General features: G+C 72.3%; 21 protein-coding genes. 12 read left to right on the top strand and 9 right to left on the bottom strand.

All coding sequences use genetic code 11. The features are described from left to right. Positions 1-15: 15 nt before the first annotated feature. Genes ACIBKY_RS33105 through ACIBKY_RS33050 form a run of 12 tightly spaced genes read left to right on the top strand, consistent with a single transcriptional unit; the run spans position 16 to position 11,002 of the window. The gene (locus tag ACIBKY_RS33105) at positions 16-1,149 is read left to right on the top strand and encodes an LLM class flavin-dependent oxidoreductase (protein WP_397102827.1); all 1,134 of its coding nucleotides are present in this window, start codon (positions 16-18) and stop codon (positions 1,147-1,149) included. Further along, the gene (locus ACIBKY_RS33100; protein ID WP_397102825.1) at positions 1,137-1,913 is read left to right on the top strand and encodes an ABC transporter ATP-binding protein; all 777 of its coding nucleotides are present in this window, start codon (positions 1,137-1,139) and stop codon (positions 1,911-1,913) included. The genes ACIBKY_RS33105 and ACIBKY_RS33100 overlap by 13 nt, the downstream gene beginning before the upstream one ends. Beyond that, on the top strand, positions 1,910-2,620 hold the full coding sequence (locus ACIBKY_RS33095; RefSeq protein WP_397102823.1) for an ABC transporter ATP-binding protein: 711 nt from the start codon (positions 1,910-1,912) through the stop codon (positions 2,618-2,620). Before ACIBKY_RS33100 ends, ACIBKY_RS33095 begins: the two co-directional genes overlap by 4 nt. Then, a complete protein-coding gene (locus ACIBKY_RS33090) occupies positions 2,620-3,504 on the top strand; it encodes a branched-chain amino acid ABC transporter permease (RefSeq protein WP_397102821.1) in 885 nt (294 codons plus the stop codon). The genes ACIBKY_RS33095 and ACIBKY_RS33090 overlap by 1 nt, the downstream gene beginning before the upstream one ends. After that, positions 3,501-4,478, top strand: a complete 978-nt coding sequence (locus tag ACIBKY_RS33085) for a branched-chain amino acid ABC transporter permease (protein ID WP_397102819.1) — start codon at positions 3,501-3,503, stop codon at positions 4,476-4,478. The genes ACIBKY_RS33090 and ACIBKY_RS33085 overlap by 4 nt, the downstream gene beginning before the upstream one ends. Further along, positions 4,475-5,770 carry an ABC transporter substrate-binding protein gene (locus tag ACIBKY_RS33080; RefSeq protein ID WP_397102817.1) on the top strand — a complete coding sequence of 432 codons (1,296 nt, stop codon included), beginning with the start codon at positions 4,475-4,477 and terminating at the stop codon, positions 5,768-5,770. Before ACIBKY_RS33085 ends, ACIBKY_RS33080 begins: the two co-directional genes overlap by 4 nt. 11 nt (positions 5,771-5,781) lie before the next feature. Then, positions 5,782-6,642 (top strand): polysaccharide deacetylase family protein, encoded by an 861-nt coding sequence (locus ACIBKY_RS33075; protein WP_397102815.1) that lies wholly within the window; start codon positions 5,782-5,784, stop codon positions 6,640-6,642. Beyond that, complete coding sequence (locus ACIBKY_RS33070) at positions 6,612-7,550, top strand: alpha/beta fold hydrolase (protein WP_397102813.1); 939 nt, start codon at positions 6,612-6,614, stop codon at positions 7,548-7,550. Before ACIBKY_RS33075 ends, ACIBKY_RS33070 begins: the two co-directional genes overlap by 31 nt. Continuing rightward, positions 7,540-8,283 carry an alpha/beta fold hydrolase gene (locus tag ACIBKY_RS33065; RefSeq protein ID WP_397102811.1) on the top strand — a complete coding sequence of 248 codons (744 nt, stop codon included), beginning with the start codon at positions 7,540-7,542 and terminating at the stop codon, positions 8,281-8,283. The genes ACIBKY_RS33070 and ACIBKY_RS33065 overlap by 11 nt, the downstream gene beginning before the upstream one ends. Then, positions 8,280-9,047, top strand: a complete 768-nt coding sequence (locus tag ACIBKY_RS33060; protein ID WP_397102809.1) for an SDR family NAD(P)-dependent oxidoreductase — start codon at positions 8,280-8,282, stop codon at positions 9,045-9,047. The genes ACIBKY_RS33065 and ACIBKY_RS33060 overlap by 4 nt, the downstream gene beginning before the upstream one ends. Beyond that, the gene (locus ACIBKY_RS33055) at positions 9,038-10,207 is read left to right on the top strand and encodes a flavin reductase (RefSeq protein WP_397102807.1); all 1,170 of its coding nucleotides are present in this window, start codon (positions 9,038-9,040) and stop codon (positions 10,205-10,207) included. The genes ACIBKY_RS33060 and ACIBKY_RS33055 overlap by 10 nt, the downstream gene beginning before the upstream one ends. Before the next feature lie 12 nt (positions 10,208-10,219). After that, positions 10,220-11,002, top strand: coding sequence for an IclR family transcriptional regulator (locus ACIBKY_RS33050; protein ID WP_397102805.1), 783 nt, complete (start codon positions 10,220-10,222; stop codon positions 11,000-11,002). A gap of 48 nt (positions 11,003-11,050) precedes the next feature. On the opposite strand, the gene ACIBKY_RS33045 is transcribed toward ACIBKY_RS33050, so the two are convergent. Genes ACIBKY_RS33045 through ACIBKY_RS33005 form a run of 9 tightly spaced genes read right to left on the bottom strand, consistent with a single transcriptional unit; the run spans position 11,051 to position 19,531 of the window. Then, complete coding sequence (locus ACIBKY_RS33045; RefSeq protein WP_397102803.1) at positions 11,051-11,788, bottom strand: SDR family NAD(P)-dependent oxidoreductase; 738 nt, start codon at positions 11,786-11,788, stop codon at positions 11,051-11,053. Beyond that, entirely contained in the window at positions 11,785-12,324 is a 540-nt protein-coding gene (locus ACIBKY_RS33040) for a flavin reductase family protein (RefSeq protein ID WP_397102801.1), read from the bottom strand. Before ACIBKY_RS33040 ends, ACIBKY_RS33045 begins: the two co-directional genes overlap by 4 nt. After that, a complete protein-coding gene (locus tag ACIBKY_RS33035; RefSeq protein WP_397102799.1) occupies positions 12,279-12,770 on the bottom strand; it encodes an NADPH-dependent FMN reductase in 492 nt (163 codons plus the stop codon). Before ACIBKY_RS33035 ends, ACIBKY_RS33040 begins: the two co-directional genes overlap by 46 nt. Further along, positions 12,767-14,002 (bottom strand): dipeptidase, encoded by a 1,236-nt coding sequence (locus tag ACIBKY_RS33030; RefSeq protein ID WP_397102797.1) that lies wholly within the window; start codon positions 14,000-14,002, stop codon positions 12,767-12,769. Before ACIBKY_RS33030 ends, ACIBKY_RS33035 begins: the two co-directional genes overlap by 4 nt. Then, positions 13,992-15,152 (bottom strand): M20 family metallopeptidase, encoded by a 1,161-nt coding sequence (locus ACIBKY_RS33025; protein ID WP_397102795.1) that lies wholly within the window; start codon positions 15,150-15,152, stop codon positions 13,992-13,994. Before ACIBKY_RS33025 ends, ACIBKY_RS33030 begins: the two co-directional genes overlap by 11 nt. Further along, the gene (locus ACIBKY_RS33020) at positions 15,140-16,195 is read right to left on the bottom strand and encodes an amidohydrolase family protein (protein WP_397102793.1); all 1,056 of its coding nucleotides are present in this window, start codon (positions 16,193-16,195) and stop codon (positions 15,140-15,142) included. The genes ACIBKY_RS33025 and ACIBKY_RS33020 overlap by 13 nt, the downstream gene beginning before the upstream one ends. Then, on the bottom strand, positions 16,159-17,334 hold the full coding sequence (locus ACIBKY_RS33015) for an LLM class flavin-dependent oxidoreductase (protein ID WP_397102791.1): 1,176 nt from the start codon (positions 17,332-17,334) through the stop codon (positions 16,159-16,161). Before ACIBKY_RS33015 ends, ACIBKY_RS33020 begins: the two co-directional genes overlap by 37 nt. Further along, positions 17,331-18,176 (bottom strand): alpha/beta fold hydrolase, encoded by an 846-nt coding sequence (locus tag ACIBKY_RS33010; protein ID WP_397102790.1) that lies wholly within the window; start codon positions 18,174-18,176, stop codon positions 17,331-17,333. The genes ACIBKY_RS33015 and ACIBKY_RS33010 overlap by 4 nt, the downstream gene beginning before the upstream one ends. Continuing rightward, the gene (locus tag ACIBKY_RS33005) at positions 18,164-19,531 is read right to left on the bottom strand and encodes an MFS transporter (RefSeq protein WP_397102788.1); all 1,368 of its coding nucleotides are present in this window, start codon (positions 19,529-19,531) and stop codon (positions 18,164-18,166) included. The genes ACIBKY_RS33010 and ACIBKY_RS33005 overlap by 13 nt, the downstream gene beginning before the upstream one ends. Positions 19,532-19,641 lie beyond the last annotated feature (110 nt).

The raw sequence follows: 19,641 nt of genomic DNA, 5'->3' as shown, positions 1-19,641 counted from the left end.
ACTCCAGGAGGACAAGTGGCAACCGGAAAGCCGCGCCTGATCGACGGCCTGATGCGCTTCGGCATCATGTGGCCCAACACCCCGTCCCAGAACGTCATGTCCCGCACCGTGGCCGAGCGCAACCCCGATGTCCTCGACCTCGACGTGCACATGGAGCTGGCGAGGACCTGCGAGCGCATCGGACTCGACTTCGCCTTCTTCGCCGACAGCTACACCGTCAACGGCCCCGCGAGCATCGCGGCCGGGCACGGCGAACCGCGCCTGTACGCGCCTGTCTGGGCCGCCGTGGTGATCGCGGCGACCAGGCGCCTGGGAGTCGTGACCACCCTCCACACCCGCTACCTGCCCGTACCGGTGATCGCCCGCCTGGGCGCCAACCTCGACGCCATGAGCAAGGGCCGCTGGGGCTGGAACATGGTGCCCGGCGTCAAGCCCGCCGAGGTGACGCTGTTCGGCCTGGACGGCGAACTGCCGCACGAGCGCCGCTATGAGCAGGCCAGGCAGGCACTCGGCGCGGTCAAGGCGCTGTGGTCGTCCGGGCCGCTGTCGATGGCCGGCCCGTCGCCGGTGCAGCGGCCCCATCCGGTGATCTTCAACCCGGGAGTGTCGCCGGCGGGCCTGGATCTGATCGCCGAGGAGTGCGACTTCGGATTCTCCGCCGTGGTGGACGACCGGGCCGAGGTGCGCGGCGCCGTGGACCGCCTGGCCGGGCGGGCGGCCGCCGCGGGGCGGGCCGAGGGCGAGGTGGCGCTGGTCGGCTCGATCGGCGTGGTCCTCGGCGGCAGCGCCGCCGAGGCCGAGGACCGGCGGGCCTGGTTCGAGGCCGGCGTCGACCTGCCCGCCGCCTCGGGCTTCGCCGAGTTCTTCATGCGCGGCAGCCAGACCTACCAGAAGCTCTTCATGGGGCAGGACGCCGAGACCGTGGCGCGCAAGATCGGCTTCGGGGTGGGCAACACCGTGCTCGCCGGCACCGCCGAACAGGTCGCCGAGCAGTTCATCGAGCTGTTCCGGGCGACGGGCCTGCGCCACTTCCTGCTGCTGCCGTTCCTGTGGGCGCCGCAGGAGGTCGCGGCCTACGGTGAGATCTTCGGCCACCTGCGCAAGGCCGGCGTGTGGCTGCCGCCCGAGGAGCGGGGATGGTCGTGGTGACCGCCATGCTCCAGGTGGAGGACCTCTCGCTCAGCTTCGGCGGGCTGCGGGTTCTCGACGGGCTGAGCTTCTCGGTGCGCCCGCGCGGCATCTGCGCCCTCATCGGCCCGAACGGCGCCGGCAAGACCTCGCTGTTCAACTGCGTGAGCCGGCTGTACCGCCCGGCCGCCGGCCGTATCTTCGTGGACGGCGCGGAGATCACCTCCATCCGGCCGCACGAGGCCGTCCGCTACGGCGTGGCCAGGACGTTCCAGAACCTGGCGCTCTTTCCCACGCTCTCCGTCAGGGAGAACGTGTTGTGCGGCGCGCAGGGCCGTACCCGGTCGGGAATGCTCGCCGCGATGATCAGGACGCCCGCCACCCGGCGCGAGGAGGCGCGGCTCGGCGAGGAATGCGAGCGCGCGCTGGCGGTCACCGACCTGGGCGCGGTCGCGGACGTGCCGGCCGGGGCCCTTCCCTTCGGCGTGCAGAAACGGGTGGAGCTGGCCCGCGCGATCATGGCCGCGCCGCGCCTGCTGCTGCTCGACGAGCCCGCCAACGGGCTCGACACGGACGAGGTGGGCGCGCTCTCGCGGATGCTGCGCTCGATCGCGGCCGACCTCGGCGTCACCATCCTGCTGGTCGAGCACCACATCGGCATGGTGGTGGGCCTGTCGGACCACGTGGTGGTGCTCGATCTGGGCCGCAAGATCGCCGAAGGAACTCCCGGCGAGGTGACCGCCGACCCCGCGGTGGTCGACGCCTACCTGGGAGACGCGCTGTGACCTTGCTGGAGACCAGAGGGCTGAGCGCCGGCTACGGCAGGGGCGAAGTGCTGCGCGAGGCCGATCTCACCGTCGGCCGCGGCGAGGTGGTCGTGCTGCTCGGCGCCAACGGCGCCGGAAAGACCACCCTTCTGCGCGCCATTTCCGGAGTGATCCCCTCGCGCGGAGAGATCCTCCTGTACGGCAGGCCCGTCGCCGGCCGGCGGGCCGACGCGGTCGCCCGGCTGGGCGTCGCGCACGTGCCCCAGGGCAGGGGAACGATCGCCGAGATGACCGTGGAGGAGAACCTCCGCGTCGGCGGATACACCCGCCCCCGGGCCGAGATGCGCGCGGACCTGGACAGATGGCTTGAATTCTTCCCCCGGCTCGGCGAGCGCCGGCACCAGCCCGCGGGCAGCATGAGCGGCGGCGAGCAGCAGATGCTGGCCGTCGCCCGCGCGCTGATGTCCCGGCCGGCGCTGCTCCTGCTCGACGAGCCTTCGCTCGGTCTCGCGCCGATGGTCGCCCGCGACCTGTTCTCCGGGCTGGCCGAGCTCAACGCCGCGGACTCGCTGGCGATGCTGATCGTCGAGCAGGCCGCGCACCTGGCCCTGGGCATCGCCGCGCGGGCCTACACCCTCACCGCCGGAGTGCTGTCGGAGCCGGCCGGCGTGGGCGAGCTGGCGGACCGCGAGACTCTGCGCCGCCTCTACCTTGGAGCCGGGTGATGGACCTCCTCCTCCAGCGCGTCGTCGACGGCGCCGGCAACGGCTGCGTCTACGCCGCGCTCGCTCTGGCCATCGTGCTGGTCTTCCGTACCAGCGGCGTGGTCAACTTCGCCCAGGGCGAGATGGCGACGCTGTCCACCTACCTGGTGTGGTTCCTGCTCGCCTGGGACCTGGGCGTCTGGGCCGCGCTGCTGGTCGCGGTCATGGCCGCCTTCGTGGTGGCCGCCGTGCTCGAACGCGCGCTGATCCGGCGCCTCGACATCGGCGACCATCTGTCGATGGTGCTGGTCATGACCGGCCTGTACACCTTGTTCGGCGCGCTGGCGCTGCTGCTGTTCGGTTCGGACGGCCGCCCTCTGCCCTCCCTCTTCCCGGAGGGGTCGGTCCTGTTCGGGGGCGTGGCCCTGCCGTACGCGACCATGGGGGCCCTGACCGCGCTCGCGGCCGTGGGCGTGACGCTGGCGCTGCTGTTCCGCCACACCAAGCTGGGGCTGGGGTTGCGCGCCGTCGCGCAGAACCGTGACTCCAGCGCGCTCGCCGGGCTGCCGATCGGGCGGCTGCTGGCCGTCGGCTGGGGTCTGGCGGGCGGGCTCGGGGCGCTGTCGGGCGTGCTGGTGACCTCTCTCGGCCTGTACCTCGAACCGGGGCTCATGCTGCCGGTGCTGGTGTACGCCATGGCCTCGGCCACGCTCGGGGGGTTCGACAGCCCGGTCGGCGCGGTCGTGTGCGGCCTGCTGCTGGGCGTCTGCGAGTCGGTGGCCGTCGGCTACCTGCACTTCGTCGGAACCGAGATGACACTCGCCGTCCCCTTCGCGGTCATGCTCGCGGGCATGGTGCTGCGGCCCTCGGGCCTGTTCGGAAAGGCTTCGGTGCGCCGCGCATGACTCTCACCCTCCGCCGGCGCGCCTTCCGCGTCCTGTGCGTGCTGCTGCTGGTGGCGGCCGCGCTGATCCCGTTCCTCAACCCGCCGTACGTCGTGCAGGACTACACCCGCATCTGCGTGGTGGCGCTGCCGGCCATCGGGCTGAGCCTGCTCACCGGGTACGGCGGGCTCATCTCCCTCGGGCAGGGCGCCTTCTTCGGCATCGGCGCCTACACGACGGCGATCCTGGTCGCCGATCACGGCTGGGCCTGGTGGGCGACGGTCCCGCTCGCGCTCGTCCTCGCGTTCGCGGCCGGCATGCTGGTGGGCACGCCCGCACTGCGCATCCGCGGCGTGTACCTGGCGATCATCACGCTGGTGCTCGGGGCGCTGTTCCCCTCCGTGGTGATGCGGTTCGGCGCGCTCACCGGCGGCAACCAGGGCAAGCCGCTCAGCGCCATGGCCGCGCCGCCGTGGCTGCCGCTGGCCGGCGACCAGTTCCGCTACCTGGTCTGCCTGGGCGCGCTCGTCATCGCGCTGGTGCTGACCCGCAACCTCACCCGCGGGCAGGCAGGACGCGCTCTGGTGGCGATGCGCGACGACGAGACCGCCGCCGCGCTCATGGGCGTGGACGTGGCCCGCACCAAGCTCGCGCTCTTCGGGATTAGCGCCGCGCTGGCCGGTCTGGCGGGGTCCCTGTTCGCGGCCACCCACGGGATCGTCTCCTCCGAGACCGCCTATGTGACGCTCACCGGATCCATCCAGTTCCTGGCCGCCATCGTCATCGGCGGCGCCACCACCGCGCTGGGTCCGCTGATCGGCGCGGCCGTCACCGAACGCCTCCCCGACCTGCTCTCCGACATCGATCCCGTGCTGGCACCCGCCGTCTACGGCGCGCTGCTCGTCGCCGTCGTGCTCGTGATGCGCGACGGCCTCGCCGGGTTCGCCGGCCGTGTCTTCGACTCGATCACCCGCCCCAAGAAGGAACGCCGATGAAAATCCGCGCCGCCACCCTGGCCCTGTTGCTCGGGCTGACCGCCTGCGGCGGCCGGGGCCCGGCCCAGCAGCCCGCCGACGTCGCCAACGTCTCGGGAACCAAGGTCGAGGCCGTGGTCCGCCAGGATTCCTGCCAGGACTACGAGCCCTCCCCCGGCATCACCGACTCCACGATCAAACTGGGTTCGAGCTATCCCAACAGCGGGCCGCTGGCCTCGATCGGCGAGACCAACGTGGGCATGAACGCCTACTTCGCCCATCTCAACGAGAAGGGCGGCATCAACGGCCGCAGGATCGAGCTGATCGGCAAGGACGACCAGTACGACCCGACCAAGGCCGCCGCCAACATCAACGAGCTGCTGCAGCGCGAGCGCGTCTTCGCCATCGTCGGCGTCCAGAGCACGACCGGCGCCATGTCGGCGTGGGACACGCTGGCCCGGCAGTGCGTGCCGATCCTGGAGTCGACCATCTCCTCCGCCTCGCCGCGGGAACGGGCCGCGCATCTCAACGCCATCGACGGGCTGGTGCCGTACGCGCTGGAGGGGTACGCCCTGGGCACCTACATGGCCAGGACCCAGGGCCGCAAAAGGGTCGCGCTGATCGCCCAGGACGGTTCCTTCGGCCGGTCGGTCAGGTCGGGCATCGAGGCGGGTCTGGCAGAGCACGGCGCGGACCTGGTCGCCGCGCAGACGTTCCAGGTGACCGACCCCGCCGTGCGTTCCCAGGTCACCACGCTGAAGGCGGCCGGCGCCGACGCGCTCATCGTGGTGGCGGCCGGGACCAAGTGCCCCCAGATCTTCGACACCGTGGCCGCCTCCGGCTGGAAGCCGGCCATCGCCACCACGTTCACGTGCAGCAACACCACACTCATGAACCTGGCCAAGCCGGGCAGCGTCCACGGTGTCGTCAGCGACGCGTGGGTCAGGCAGCGCGTGCCGGGGGACGCCGAGTCCGACGCGTTCTTCGCGGCACTGAAGAAGCACGCTCCCCAGGTCAACGCCGGGTCGGAGAACGTCGCCATCGGGTGGGCCCAGGGTCAGATCATCGCCGAGATCCTCACCAGATCGGCCGCCCTGACCAGGCTCGACGTCATCAACACGGCGCTCGCGCTGAAGGACGTCAAGGTGCCCATGGCGGCCGACGGCCTGCTGCTCAACACCTCCGCGACCGACACCGCGCCCGTGGAGAGCGTCCGCATCACCGTCTACGACTCCGCCGCCGGCCGGTGGCGGCCGGCCGGCAAGGACGACCTGATCGACATGAGCGGCAAGCTCCCCCAGATCATCCGATGAAAGGAGACACCATGACCTGGCGTGACACGCTGTCGCGCAGCCGGCGCACCGTGCGCTGGCCGCAGGGGCAGTACGCGGCGGCCACCATCGGGGTCGCGCTGGAGGCGTTCGAGAACCAGTCCCAGCTCCGCCTGGCGGGCCGTCCCGGTCAGCGCGACTCCTTCTCCCTGTCCTACGGCGAGTACGGGGTCCGGGTCGGGGTCTGGCGGCTGCTCGAGCTCTTCGACGACCTGGCGGTGAAGGCGTCGTTCTCGGTGTCGGGCAGGCTGGCCCGCGACTGGCCGGACGTCGTGAAGGCGGTCGCCGACGCCGGGCACGACCTCGTGGGGCACGGCTGGGTGAACGACGTGTTCCTCAACGAGGCCGACGCCGGCGCGGAGCGCGACATCATCGTCCGCACGCTCGACGCGATCGAGAAGGCCGCGGGCACGCGCCCCACGGGCTGGGCCAGTCCGGCCAACTCCAGCACCGAACGTACCAAGCAGATCATGGTGGACAGCGGCCTGACCTGGTCGGGAGACGACGCCAGCGACGACCTGCCGTACGTGGAGCCGGTCGGGGACGGGCGGCTGGCCGTCCTGCCCAAGGCGAATCTGTCGGCCAACGACCTGATCCACTGGATCCTGCCGACCAACAGCCCGCGGGTGTTCGCCGAAGGGTTCGCCGACACCCTGGCCGTCGCCTGGGCCGAGGGCGAGGCGGGGCGGCCGCAGTGGGCGGACATGGTGCTGCACTGCCACATGGCGGGCCGGCCGGCGTTCCTGCCGACCCTGCGCCGCTGCCTGCTGGAGGCCCGGCGGCACGAGCTCGTCTGGTGGACGACCAAGGACACGCTGGCCGCGTGGACGCTCAAGAACGGCTTCGCCCGATGAGCGCCGTGCCCGGCTACGCCGAACTGCCCGCAGGATCGTGGCTGGAGGTCGCCGGCGTCCGGACCTGGCACACCACCGGGGGCGGCGGCACGCCCGTGGTCTTCGTGTACGGCGGCAGCTTCGGCACCGCCGGCTCGGCCAGCGGCGCCTACGCCTGGGCGCCCGCCTTCCACGGACTGGCCGCCGGTCACCGGGTCATCGCCTACGACAAGCCGGGCCAGGGTTTCAGCGGCAAGCCGCCCACCCCGGCCGGCTACACGATGGGGGCGGTCGTCGACCACCTGATCGCGTTCCTGGAGGCGCTCGGCCTCGGCCCGGTCCATCTGGTCGGGCACTCGCGCGGCGGTTTCGCCGCCACCAGGGCCACGCTGTTGCGGCCCGACCTGGTCACCTCGCTGACCATCGTCAACAGCGGAACCCTCAGCCCCGGCGTCGGCACCAACGAGGTGGTGCTCGGCGCGCCGCCGATGGCGCCGTCCCGGCAGAGCGTCCGCTGGGTCTACGAGCACTACATGCACGACCCGGCCGTGGTCGGCGACCTGTTCGTGGAGCAGGCGTGGAGCGTCGTGCGGAGCGCGTCCTACCAGGAGGCGCTGGCCGAGGTCCGGGCCGGCGACCTGATGGCGGAGCTGTTCCTGCCGCGGCTGGCCGAGGACAAGCTGGAGACGCTGACCTGGCTGGCCCAGGGCAGGCTGCAGCGGCCGACGCAGGTGGTGTGGGGCCGCGACGACCGGACGGCGCTGCTGAGCCGCGGGCTCGCGCTCTTCGGCGAGCTGGCGCGGTGGGAGCGCCGGACGACGTTGTCGGTAGTCGACAAGTGCGGACATTTCCCCTTCCGTGAGCATCCGGGGTGGTTTGTGGATGTCGTCGGATCCTTTCTCGAAGAGGTGGACGCCCATGTCATGTGAGATCCGGGAGCCCGGCACCGAGACCATGGCTCCGGTGCTGCTGCTGCACGGGGACAGCGTGCGGGTCTGGGACCCGATCTCCGGGGTCGTCGCCGCGGCGGGCCATCGGGTGATCGCCTGGGAAGGCACGGGAAACGGCCACCCGGACGAGGCGTCCTCGGTGCTGGCGGCCCTCGACGAGCTGGGAGTCTCCGCCTTTCACGTCGTCGGCCACGGGACGGGCGCCTTGACGGCACTCCACCTGGCCAGGACCGCACCCGCGCGCGCCCTGTCGTGCGGCGTGATCGCCGGCCATGAGGCGGCGCCCACCGGCGACGCTCCTGCCGGCGTCCGGCTCGCCTGCCCGCCGGCCGATCCGCGGCGGGCCCGCGCATGGGCCCTGGAACGGCTGTCGTACACCCCGCACCACATCGACGACGCGCTCCTGGACGCGGCCGTCCCGCCCGTGGCCGGATGCTCCGGCACGCTCGCGGCCAAGGACGCCCTGTACGCGCACGCCCGCGACCACGGTTTCCAGGTGCCCATCATGTTGATCTGGGGTTCGCACGACCCGCTCAGCGAGGTCGAGCGCGGGGTCGCGCTGTTCGACCTGCTCGCCTCCACCACGGCGCCGCTGTCGCTGCACGTGGTCAACCGGGCGGGTCACTTCGTGTTCAGGGAGCGGCCCCGCGAGGTACTGCGGCTGCTGCTGCCGTTCCTCGCCCGCTCGGAACGCCCCCGGGAGGGACGATGAGGACGGCGCTGGTGACCGGGGCGGCCGACGGGCTCGGGAAGGCCATCGCCGCCAAGCTGCTCTCCCTCGGCGACAGGGTGGCGCTTCTGGACGTCAACGCGGAACGGCTGGAGCGGACCAGGGCCGAGTTCGCCGCCGCGGGCGGGCAGGTGCTGGCACGCGTGACCGACGTCGCCGACGCCGCCCAGGTCGACGCCGCGATCGACGCCGTCGCCGCCGCCTGGGGCCCGCCGGAGGTCGCGGTGAGCAACGCCGGGATCGCGCCCAGCCAGGACCTGCTCGACATGTCGCCCGCCGACTGGCGGCGGGTGCTCGGCGTCAACCTTGACGGCACCTTCCACGTCGCCACGGCCGCGGCGCGGATGATGGCCGCGCACGGGCTGGCCGGGGCGATCTGCTGCGTGGCCAGCGGCGCGGCCTTCGCCGCCCGCCTGCGCGCCGGGCACTACTGCACCTCCAAGGCCGGCGTCGTGATGCTGGCCAAGTGCCTGGCGCTGGAGGTGGGCCGCAGGGGCATCAGGGTCAACGCGGTGGCCCCCGGGCTCATCGACCACGGTCACCGCGAGGGCCTGGGCGAGTTCGTCCCCCACGACTACGCCGCGCGGATGCGTGCCAACACCCCGCTCGACCGGGTGGGCACCGCGGCGCACGTGGCCGACGCCGTCGCGTTCCTGTGCTCCGACCAGGCCGCCTTCGTCAGCGGAGACGTGCTCATGGTGGACGGCGCCAGCGGCGCGGGAAGGTTCAACCTGCCGTGGAGCTGACCGATGTGCACGACGAGCACTTCTTCCGCCGGGTTCTGGGCCGCTACCCGACCGGGGTGGTGGCCGTGACCTCCCTCGACAGCGACGGCGAGCCGCTCGGCATGATCGTCGGCAGCTTCTCCTCGGTGTCCCTCGAACCCCGTCTGGTCTCGTTCATGGCCGCCAAGACCTCCTCCTCGTACGCCCGCCAGCGCACCCGCGACCGCTTCTGCGTCAACGTGCTCAGCGACCGTCAGGAGGACGTGTGCCGGGCGCTCGCCGTCAAGAAGGGCGTCGACAAGTTCGCCGGCGTGACCTGGCGCCCCTCGCCGCTCGGTTCGCCCGTCATCGACGGTGTCGTGGCCTGGATCGACTGCGTGGTCGTGGACGAGATCGAGGCCGGTGACCACTACATCGTCCTCGGCCGGGTCGTGGATCTGGAGGTCGCCGGCCCCGGCCTGCCGCTGATCTTCCACAACGGCGGCTACGGCAGCTTCATCCCCCGCTCCCGGGTGATCCCGGCCAGGCCCGATCTCATGGCGCACGTGGTGCTGGCGGACCTGGCCAGGCGCGTGGTCGAGCCGCTCACGCGCGAGCTGGAGATGGAGTGCGCGATCATGACCACGATCGGCGAGCACGTGGTGCGCGTCGCCGGGGTCGGGGCGCCGCCTGTGGGCGCGGCGCCCATCCAGGTCGGGCAGCGCATGCCGTTCTGGGCGCCGCTCGGGGCGCTCATGGTGGCCTGGCGCGAGCGCCGTACCCAGGAGGAGTGGGCGCGCCGCGGTGCCGGCGGCGGCGACCCGGCGGCCGTGGAGGCGCACCTGGCCGCGCTCGATCGGGTGCGCGAGCGCGGCTGGGTGGTCAGTCTCGGCACCGACGCCTACCGCGCGCTGGACGACGTGCTGGCCCACCAGCCCGACGGCCCCGCCAGGGACGCCAGAGTCCGCGAGCTCGAAGCGGCACTGGGCGGGCCACGCGCCTACTACCCGGAGTCGCTGACCGGCGAGGGAAGCTACCGGGTCCGCAACGTCTCCGCGCCGGTCTTCGGCCCCGGCGGCCAGGTCGTCCTGTACCTGTCGCTGTTCGGCTTCCCGGAGGCATGCGCCGGCAGCGACGTCGTGGCCCTGGCGGAGAGGCTGCGCGCGTGCGCCGGCGAGATCGGCGAGCTGGTGCCGAGGTGAGAAGATGGTTCTGTGACGCAGACACCGGATCCGCAGCGCGCTCTGCCGCACTACCCCATCGAGTCGGTCGACCGGGCGCTGCGCCTGCTGGCCATGCTCGGCGCCACGCGTGAGATCCGGCTGTCCGACGCCCGCGACGCGCTCGGAGTCGGGCAGTCCACGGCACACCGGCTGATGGCCATGCTCGTCTACCACGGCTTCGCCGCGCAGGATCCGCTCAGCCGCGCCTATCGTGCGGGTCCCGCGCTGGTGGAGATCGGACTGTCCGCGGTCAGGCAGCTCGACCTGCGCTCCGTCGCCCGGCCCGTCATGCAGACGCTGGCGGCGGAGACCGGCGAGACCATCCACGTGGGGCTGCTGGAGCAGGACAGGATCCGCTATCTGGACACCGTGGAGAGCTCGCACGCGCTGCGCGTGGGCGGGCGCGTTGGCCGGCTGAGCCCCGCTCACGCCACCAGCATGGGCAAGGCGATCCTGGCCCGGCTCGACGACCGGCAGGTGCTCGCCCTCTACCCGGGCAGGACCTTGGAGCGGGTGACGGACAGGACCACGGCGCGTCGCGCGGACCTGCTGGCGGAGTTGCAGGAGGTCCGCCGCACGGGCTACGCGGTCAACCTGGGCGAGAGCGAGGAGGGCGTCACCTCGGTGGGCGCGGCGATCATGCATCCGGGCGGCGGGCCGGTCGGCGGGCTCAGCATCGCCGCGCCGCTCAGCCGGATGACCAGGCAGAAACGCGAGATCCACGCCGCGCTGCTGGTCGAGGGCTGCGCCAAGATCACGGTCGCGCTGGGGTGATCCCGTTCCCGGGTGCGGACCCATCATCTGTCCAGCGGAAGTCCGCGCTCACCCGAGCATGATCGCCCCGCCGTCGGCGCTGATCGTCTGACCCGTCACGTAGCGGGACGCCGCGGACAGGAAGAAGAGCGCCGGTCCGGCGATGTCCCCGGCCTCGCCGACGCGTCCCAGCGGAACGCCGTCCAGGAAGGCACGGCGTTCCCTGTCCGGCAGGCCCTCCCAGCCGGCCCGGGTCGGGTCGGCGAGGATCAGGCCGGGCGCCACGCAGTTCACGCGGATGCCCGCGGGCCCGAGCTCGCGGGCGAGCTGCCTGGTCAGGCCGATCACACCGGCCTTCGCCGCGGCGTACGCCTGCACGCCCGTGCGCGAGGTGGTGCGGCCGGCGCCGGAGGAGATGTTGACGATGGCTCCTCCCCCGCACCGCTTCATCGCGCCCACCGCGGCGCGCGAGCAATGGAAGACCCCGTCCAGGTTCAGCGCGACGACGGCCCGCCAGGCCTCGTCCGGCACCTGGTCGATGGGGTCGCGGCGGGTACCTGGCCCGCCCGCGCAGTTGACCAGGAAGTCGAGCCGGCCCTCGGTGTCCTCGATCTCCGCGAAGGTCCCGGTGACCGCGGCGGAGTCGGTGACGTCGACGCGGCGGCGAGCCGCTCCGTCCGCGTCCGGCTCGCGCACGTCCAGCGCCCACGCGCGTGCTCCCTCGGCCACGAGCGCGGTGGTGATCGCCCGCCCGATGTCTCCTGCCGCGCCCGTGACGACGGCCACCGCGCCACTGATGCCGGTCATCGTTCCTCCTGTACGCGCCCGGTGAGGCGGCGGAAACGGCTGCCGTGGAAGACCAGCGGCGAGGTCCCGGGAAAGGAGCGCAGGGCGCGCACGTGCAGCAGGACGATGCGATGGTCGCCGGCGGGGACTTCCTCCGCCACGGCGCACTCCAGCCAGGCCGCCGCCCGGTCGATCAGCACCGCCCCGCCGGAGGTGTACGACCAGCCGACGCCGGCGAACCGGTCGCCGTCCTTGGCCGACAGGCTCCTGCAGGCGCCCTCGTGGCCTTCGGCGAACACGCTGAGCCCCAGCGCGCGCAGCCCGCGCAGCCGCGGCCAGGTGGCGGACTCGTTGGCGACGCAGATCGAGACGAGGGGCGGGGCGAGCGAGACGGAGGTGAAGGAGCTGGCGGACATGCCCGCCGGCTCGTCCCCGTCGAGCCCGCAGAGCGCGACGACGCCGCTGGGAAAGCAGCCGTAGGTCCTGCGCAGGGTCGCGGGGTCCACCTCGGTCAGCAGGCCGACCTGTTGAGCCGCGGCAGTGCGTGTGCCAGCCATCGGCCGTACACCTCCTCCTTGTCGTGTTCTGTCTCCAGGACGTACAGGGCCCTGGTGGGGCACGTGGCGCCCAGCTCGACCAGGACCGGTTTCAGCAGCAGTTCGGGGGCGAGCGCGTGGGCTTCGGTGGCCCCCACCATCAGGGGCACCGCCACGACGCCGGCGAGCCCGTCACCGGGCAGGCGATCGAGGAAGAGCTTGAGCAGGCCGCTGTAGGTGGCCTTGAAGGTGGGGCTGGCGACGACGGCTATCCGGGCCGCGCGCACCGCCGCGACCGCGGCCTCGACCCGCCGGTCACCGGCTTCGAGCAGGGCCGGACCCAGTTCGGCGAGCTCGACGCTCAGGTCCGGCGCGGCCCGGTCTCCGGCGATCCGGCGCGCGAGACGGCGGGCGGCGGCGGACGTACGGGAGCCCGGCCGGGGGTTGCCCACGACGGAGACGATCATCGGGCCGGCTCCCGCCAGCTCCGGCGCAGGACGCGCAGCACGTTGCCACCGGTGACCTTGGCGATCTCCTCGTCGCCGTACCCGTGCTTGACCAGCCAGGCGACGGCGTTGCGCAGGCTCTCGCCGGGGTTCTCCATGCCCGCGCAGTACTCCACCCGCTCAGGCACCGGGTTCTCCACCCCGATCTTGGTGAGCGGGTCCGGATCGCGCGGCGGCGCGGACCCGTCGCCGGCGCCGAACAGCGAGGCGAAGACCCGGTGCACCCCGACGTGGTCACCGAAGAGCGTGTCGGGCCCGAAGGTCACGTGGTCGATGCCCATCAGATCGACGCAGTAGGCGAAATGGTCCATCACCGACTCGATCGAGTGCCGGGGATGGGCCCGGGAGACCGTGGAGTGCGGGGCGGCCTCCACACCCAGCAGGCCGCCGGACTCGGCCAGAGCGCGCAGCACCACGTCCGGTTTCATCCGCTCGGTGGGCCACACGGCTCTGGCTCCGGCATGTGTGATCATCACGGGCGCGCCGGACGCCTCGATGGCGTCCAGGGACGTGCGGTCCCCCGCGTGGGAGAGGTCGATCGACAGGCCGAGCCGGTTCATCCGGTCGACGACCCGCCGCCCGAACCTGGTCAGGCCACCGTCGCGGTCCTCGGCCAGCCCGCCGCCGATCTGGTTGGCGCCGTTGTAGACCAGGCCGAGCTGGCGTACCCCGAAGCCGTAGAGCAGGTCGAGCCGGTCGAGCTCGTTCTCGATCGGCGTCGCCGCCTCGATGGCCAGAACCAGGGCGATCCGCCCGTTCGCCCGGCAGTCGAGGATGTCGCTCACGCTCCGGGCGATACGGACGTGGTCCTGGTGCGCCACGTCCGCCAGGCGCATGCCGACGTCGTGCACCACGTCGTCCCACTTCCAGCCGTGATGACTGGCGACGCACCCGGTCGGTCCCATCATGTTGTCGAAGATCGCGTCCACGCCGGAGGCGGCGAGCGCCCGGTAGGCGAGATGCTCGCGGCCGGAGCGGGCGTAGGCGGGCGCCTGGTCGATGTCGCGCGGATAGATCTGGGGGTGCTCGTGCAGGTTGACGATGAGGTTTTCGCGCAGGAACCGTTCGGTCCGCTCCGCCTGTTCTGGGCTCAGGCCCAGGTCGTACGGCTTCGCGCGGTCGAACTCGGTGTCCAGCTCGACGGGCGTGTAGCGCTCGCCCAGGTAGGCGAACGAGGTGTAGTCAGCGGGCATCGAGCCTCCTTCGGGTGAGATGGGCGAGCACGGTCACCGCGTCCTCGATGAGGGCGTCGTCGAAGCGTGCCCGCGGGCTGTGGTTGCCGGGAGGCGGTTCGGCCGCGTCGGCGGGCGCCGCCCCGAACAGGGCGAAGGCGCCGGGGACCACGTCGAGCACGCGGGCGTAGTCGTCGCCGGCCGGCAGCGGGTGCGGCAGCGGCGCGTAGCGGTGGGCGCCGAGCGTCTCGCACACCACGCTCTCCAGCAGGGCGACCTCGTGGGGGTCGTTGATCACCGGTGGGTAGCCCTCGCTCCAGCGCACGCCGGCCTCCAGGCCGTGCGCCTCGGCGACTCCGCGGGCGATGCGGTGCACGCCCTCCGCGACCAGCCGGGCGGCGGCGGACGAGAACGCGCGGGCGGTGCCGGTGAGGGTGACATGGTCGGGGATCACGTTGTGCGCCTCGCCGCCGTGCACGCTGCCGAAGCTGACGACGGCGGGATCGGCGGGGCCGAACCGGCGGGCCGCGAAGACCTCGACGGCGGTGACGATCTCCGCCGCCACCGGGATCGGGTCGCGCGCGAGGTGGGGGAATCCGCCGTGTCCCCCAGCTCCCCCGACGTGGACGGCGAACTCCGCGGCGGCCGCGTGGGAGGCTCCCGCACGGGTGCCGAACACCCCGTGCGGCAACGTCCCGGACAGGGCGTGCACGCCGTACGTCGCGACAGGGGGCGTGCCCGCGGCCTCGAGCAGTCCTTCGCCGAGCATGAGCGCCATGCCGTCCTGTCCCTCCTCGCCGGGCTGCCAGGCGAGGACGACGGAACCGGCAAGGCTCTGCCTGGCCGCGCACAGCGAGCGGGCGACGCCGACCAGGATCGCGCTGTGCAGATCGTGCCCGCAGGCGTGCATCGCCCCGGCGACCACCGATGAGAACGGCTCGCCGGACTCCTCGGTCAGCGGCAGCGCGTCCATGTCGGCCCGCAGCAGGACGGCGGGTCCGGGGCGGGCGCCGCGCAGTACCGCCACGATCGAGCTGAGCGCGGCGCCGTGCCGGATCTCCAGCGGGAGGCCGGCCAGGGCCTCGGTGACGCGGCGCTGGGTCGACGGCAGCCGCAGCCCGACCTCCGGCTCGCGGTGGAGCTCCCTGCGCAGCTGTCTCAGTGCCCGCACGTGAGCAGCCGCCTGCCGTTGTCCACGAAGATCGCGCGACGCTGCTCCTCGGTGAGCAGCGGGGTGGTGCGCAGTTCGGCGACGAGTTCGGCGCCCAGGCCGGTGTGCGTGAACGGCCAGTCGCTGCCGAAGACCAGACGGTCCGGTCCCGCCAGCCGGAGGATCGCGGGAAGCTGGTCCGGCGTGACGCTGCCCGCCAGGTCGTAGTAGAAGCTCTTCAGCGAGGCGAGGAAGTCGGGGATGTCCCGGCCTTCCGCGTTCGCCCGCCAGACGTTGCGCGCCACGCGCCGCGCCAGCATGGGCAGCGCCGCGCCCGCGTGCGGGACGATCAGCCGGATGCCGTCGTTGCGCGCCATCGTCCCGGAGAAGATCAGGTTGATCACGGTACGGGTGGTGTCGAAGAAATACTCGTACATCGTCCGCGACCAGCCCTCCATGACGCCGGGCACGAGCGCTCCTGGGCTGGTCGGGTGGAGGCGGACGAGCACGCGCCGCCGTGACAGCTCGGCGAAGACCGGCTCCAGCCGCGGGTCCCCGAGGTAGACCCCGTGGGTGTTGGTCAGCAGATTGATCCCGTCGGCGCCGAGCGTGTCGAGCGCGTACTCCAGTTCCGCCAGCGACCCGTCCACGTCGGGCAGGGGCAGCGTCGCGAAGAACCCGAAACGACCGGGATGATCCTGTACGGCTCGCGCCCCGCCCTCGTTGGCGACCCGGGCCGTGATCCTCCCCTCGGCGAAGTCGCCGGTGAGCTGCACGCCGGGTGTGGAGATCGACACCACGGCCTTCTCGATCCCCCACTCGTCCAGCACCTCCAGGTGCCGCCCCGCGCTCCACTCCGGCAGTCCGCCCACGTGCCCGTCCGGCCTGTCGTGCCCGGCGGCCAGCGCCCGCTCGCGGTACTCCCTCGGGACGTAGTGCACGTGCAGGTCGATCGCGCGGAGGGTGTCGCGGCCGGCGGCCAGCGCTTCGGCCAGCTCGGGCGCCGTCCAGGTGCCCATCGCATCCGTCACCAGGACCAGCCCCTTTCCGCGGGCGGCGTCCACACGCCGGCCTTCTTCAGGTGTGGGAACACCGCGCCGAGCCGGGCGACCTCATCCGGCGCCCACATCAGGTTGAGGATCATGAAGCCGCGCAGGCCGGTCTCGCGGTGGATGTGGAGAAACTGCTCCGCCACCTCCTCCGGGGTCCCGACCAGGACGCTGCTGCCGGCCGCCATGCCGATCTTGCGGGCGGCCTCGTCGAAGTCGCCGCCGCCGTAGGTGGACTGGTAGGTCTGGCTGCCGCCGAGGAAGCCCTTGGCCCAGCCGCGGGCCGCCTCCATGTCGATCGAGTCGCGGATCCACGCGTACTTGTCCTGCGCGTCCCGGTGGGTGTCGCCCAGGACCACGCCGATCGAGCCGGCCATGTTCACTTCGAGCGGCGAGCGGCCCTTCGACTCGGTGAGCGCGGACAGCCGCTCCACCGGTTCGCGTACCTTGGCCAGGTCGTCCACGACCGCGAAGAAGGCGTAGTCGCAGGACTGGGAGATGAACTCCTGCCCCGCCGGCGACACACCGGCGTTGAACAGCAGCGGCCATGGCTCCTGCACGGGGTAGGGGCCGCGCGGCGTTCCGCGGAAGCGGTAGTGCTCGCCCTCGAACGTGACCGGCTCGCCGCGGGCCGCCCACAGCGCCTTGACCGCCTCGACGGCCTCGGCGGCCATGGCGTAGCGCGCGTCGTGCTCCACCAGGTCGATGCCGAGCAGGTCGGCCTCCGAGCCCTTGGAGCCCGGCACGACGTTCCACCCCCAGCGCCCGCCGCTGAGCACGTCCAGGTTCGCGCCCAGGCGGGCGATCACGGCCGGCGGCAGGTAGCGGGTGTGGACGGTGGTGACCACGCCGACGTGCCGCGTGGCCGCCATGACGATGGGGGCGTAGATCGGCGCCGAGACGCAGGGCTCCCCGTGACCGACGCGGGCGTTGCCGGGGCCGTGGTGCGTGTAGCCGTCGGCGAAGAAGACGAAGTCCACGCCGGTGTTCTCCGCGATGCGGGCCAGCTCCGCGTGGGTGTCGGCGTCCAGCACGTCAGGGTTGCGGTCCGCCATCGCCTTCGAGGTGATGTTGGGCGTCGGCGAGTTCATCCACATCATGCCGAAGCGCAGTTGCCCGTCGGGCTTCCTGGGCTTGGCTGTCTGGCCTTTCACTGGTCTGTTCTTCCTTCCATGTCGTCGAGGAAGGCGCGGACGGTGGCGAGCCACGCCGTACGCTCCTCGATCTGCGGTGAGTGACCCGAGTGCTCGAAGATGACGAGCCGGCTGTCAGGGATGCCGTCGGCCAGTTCCCGGCCGGCTTCCACGGGGGTGATCCAGTCCGCCCGGCCGACGGTGATCAGGGTGGGGCAGCCGATCTCCCCCAGCCGGTCCCTGATGTCGTAGACGGGCATGTCCGGCCCGAACACGCGGCGGTGGGTCGCGGCGCGGAAGCGCATCGTGACCGGCTCCGCCCGCCCTGTGGCCGGGTCGTGGTCATGGGTGTAGAGAGGCTGGATGTTGAGCCACAGCCGCCTCAGGTCCGCGTCGTCGCTCACCTGGCCGGTGAACATGCGGTCCAGTTCGGCCAGGTCGACGTCCCGGCCCATCTCCTCCGCGCGGCGTCTGGCCCTGGCGCGGAAGTCATCGGTGGCCGCCGTGTCGCGGAGCAGCAGGGCCCGCACCCGATCCGGGTGACGCAGGGCGTACTGCAGGGCGATGAAGCCGCCGTAGGATCCGCCCGCCACGACGACCCGGTCCACGCCGGCCCAGGCGCGCAGCGCGTCGACGTCGGCGACCCACTGGTCGTGCGTGAGCGGCGGGACCGAGCCGCTCTCGCCGCTGCCGCGGGCGTCGAACACGATCACGCGGTAGGTGTCCGCGAGCGCGCCCCAGCCGGCCTTCGGTTCGGCCCGGGTGCTCAGGCCGGGCGCGCCGTGGTGGGCGATGATCACCGGGGCGTCGCGGTCGCCGAGGTCCTCGACCTCGAGCTCGTTGCCGTTGATCAGGAGGCGCACGTCTCGTCCTTCCTGAGCAGGAGGACCAGGAGGGCGCACACCGCCATCAGCGTCGCGCCGATCGACCAGACCGCGACGAACGCCGACTCGGCCGGCACCGGTCTCCCGCCCGCGACCAGCGTGCTGAGGATGACGCCGAAGACCGTCGCGCCGACGGAGGCGGCGGCGCTGCGCAGCAGGTTGTACATCCCGGACGTCACCCCCGCCTCCGTGGCGGGGCTGCGTGCGAGCAGCATCGACGGGATGATCGCGAAGACGATGCCGCTGCCGAACCACTCCAGGCAGGTCCCGAGCAGGAAGGCGGGGACGGAGCCGTGGGCCAGGGCGAGCTCCAGGTAGCCGGCCGCGATGACGAGGGCGCCGGCGGCGAGCGTGGCCCGGTCGCCGTAGCGGGCGGCGAGCCTGGCGGTGACGGCGGAACCCAGGGAGGCCGCGCACGAGGAGGGGAACAGCAACAGCCCGATCTGCGCGGCGCCGAGACCGAGGCCGTAGCCGAGGTCGTCGTTCAGACCCGCGTAGATCGACCGGATCGCGTTCTGCCCGAGGAGGACGAAGCCCATGAGCGCGGTGATCGCCAGCAGTGGCGCGATGGACCCTCGGCCGAGCCGTCGCAGGTCGACCAGCGGCTCACGGGTGCGCAGCGCGTACCAGCTCCAGAACGACAGGACCGCCAGACCGGCCAGCGCCCAGCTCCATTCCCGCTTGGACACCCCGAGCAGGAACGTTCCCAGCCCGAGCCCGATGAGCAGGGCGCCGGGCCAGTCAACGCGTCCCCCGGCCCTGGTGGTGGTCTCCGGCACCAGGCGGAAGGGGATGATCAGGCACAGTGCCATCAGCAGCGCGGGCACCCACAGGGTCAGCGTGAGGTCGCCGGTCCACACCAGCGTCGCGCCGCCGAGCAGCCCGCCGACGGCCGAGCCGAGCGTGAGGCTGGCCACGATGACGCCGATGCCGGCTGCGCTCTCGCCGGCGGAGCCGTCACGGACCATCGCGAAGTTCAGCGGCAGGAACGTGGTCATGGCGCCGACGAGGACGCGTCCGGCGAGGAAGAGCCCGTAGTCGGGCGCGATCGCGACGACGACCAGGCCGACGGTGGCCAGCGCCACCGCGATCTGGAGCATGCGCCGGTGGCCGTAGCGGTCGCCGAGCTTCGTCAGGATCGGCACGTAGAGCGCCGAAGCCAGCAGGTTGGCGGAAATCGCCCAGCTCAGCCCACCGGCGTCCACGCCATAGCGTTCCCCGATGGCGGGAAGGACGGGCAGGAGCCACGACTGGTCGAGGCCGTTCGCGAACTCGAGAACAGCCAGATAACGGATGGTACGGCGCGCCTGAGGTGCGGAAACGATAGGTGCCACAGCGGTCTCCTCGTGTGCTCGCCGCCATGTTTTGCGAACTAGTGCACCGTTGTCACCTAATTGACCTGTTCTGCGGCTAACATCGGCAGCATTCGTCACAGGGAGGGCAG

The sequence above is a fragment of the Nonomuraea sp. NPDC050394 genome (assembly GCF_044459065.1).
In the GTDB taxonomy this organism is placed as follows: Bacteria; Actinomycetota; Actinomycetes; order Streptosporangiales; family Streptosporangiaceae; genus Nonomuraea.
This window is presented reverse-complemented; position numbering and strand designations above follow the sequence as displayed.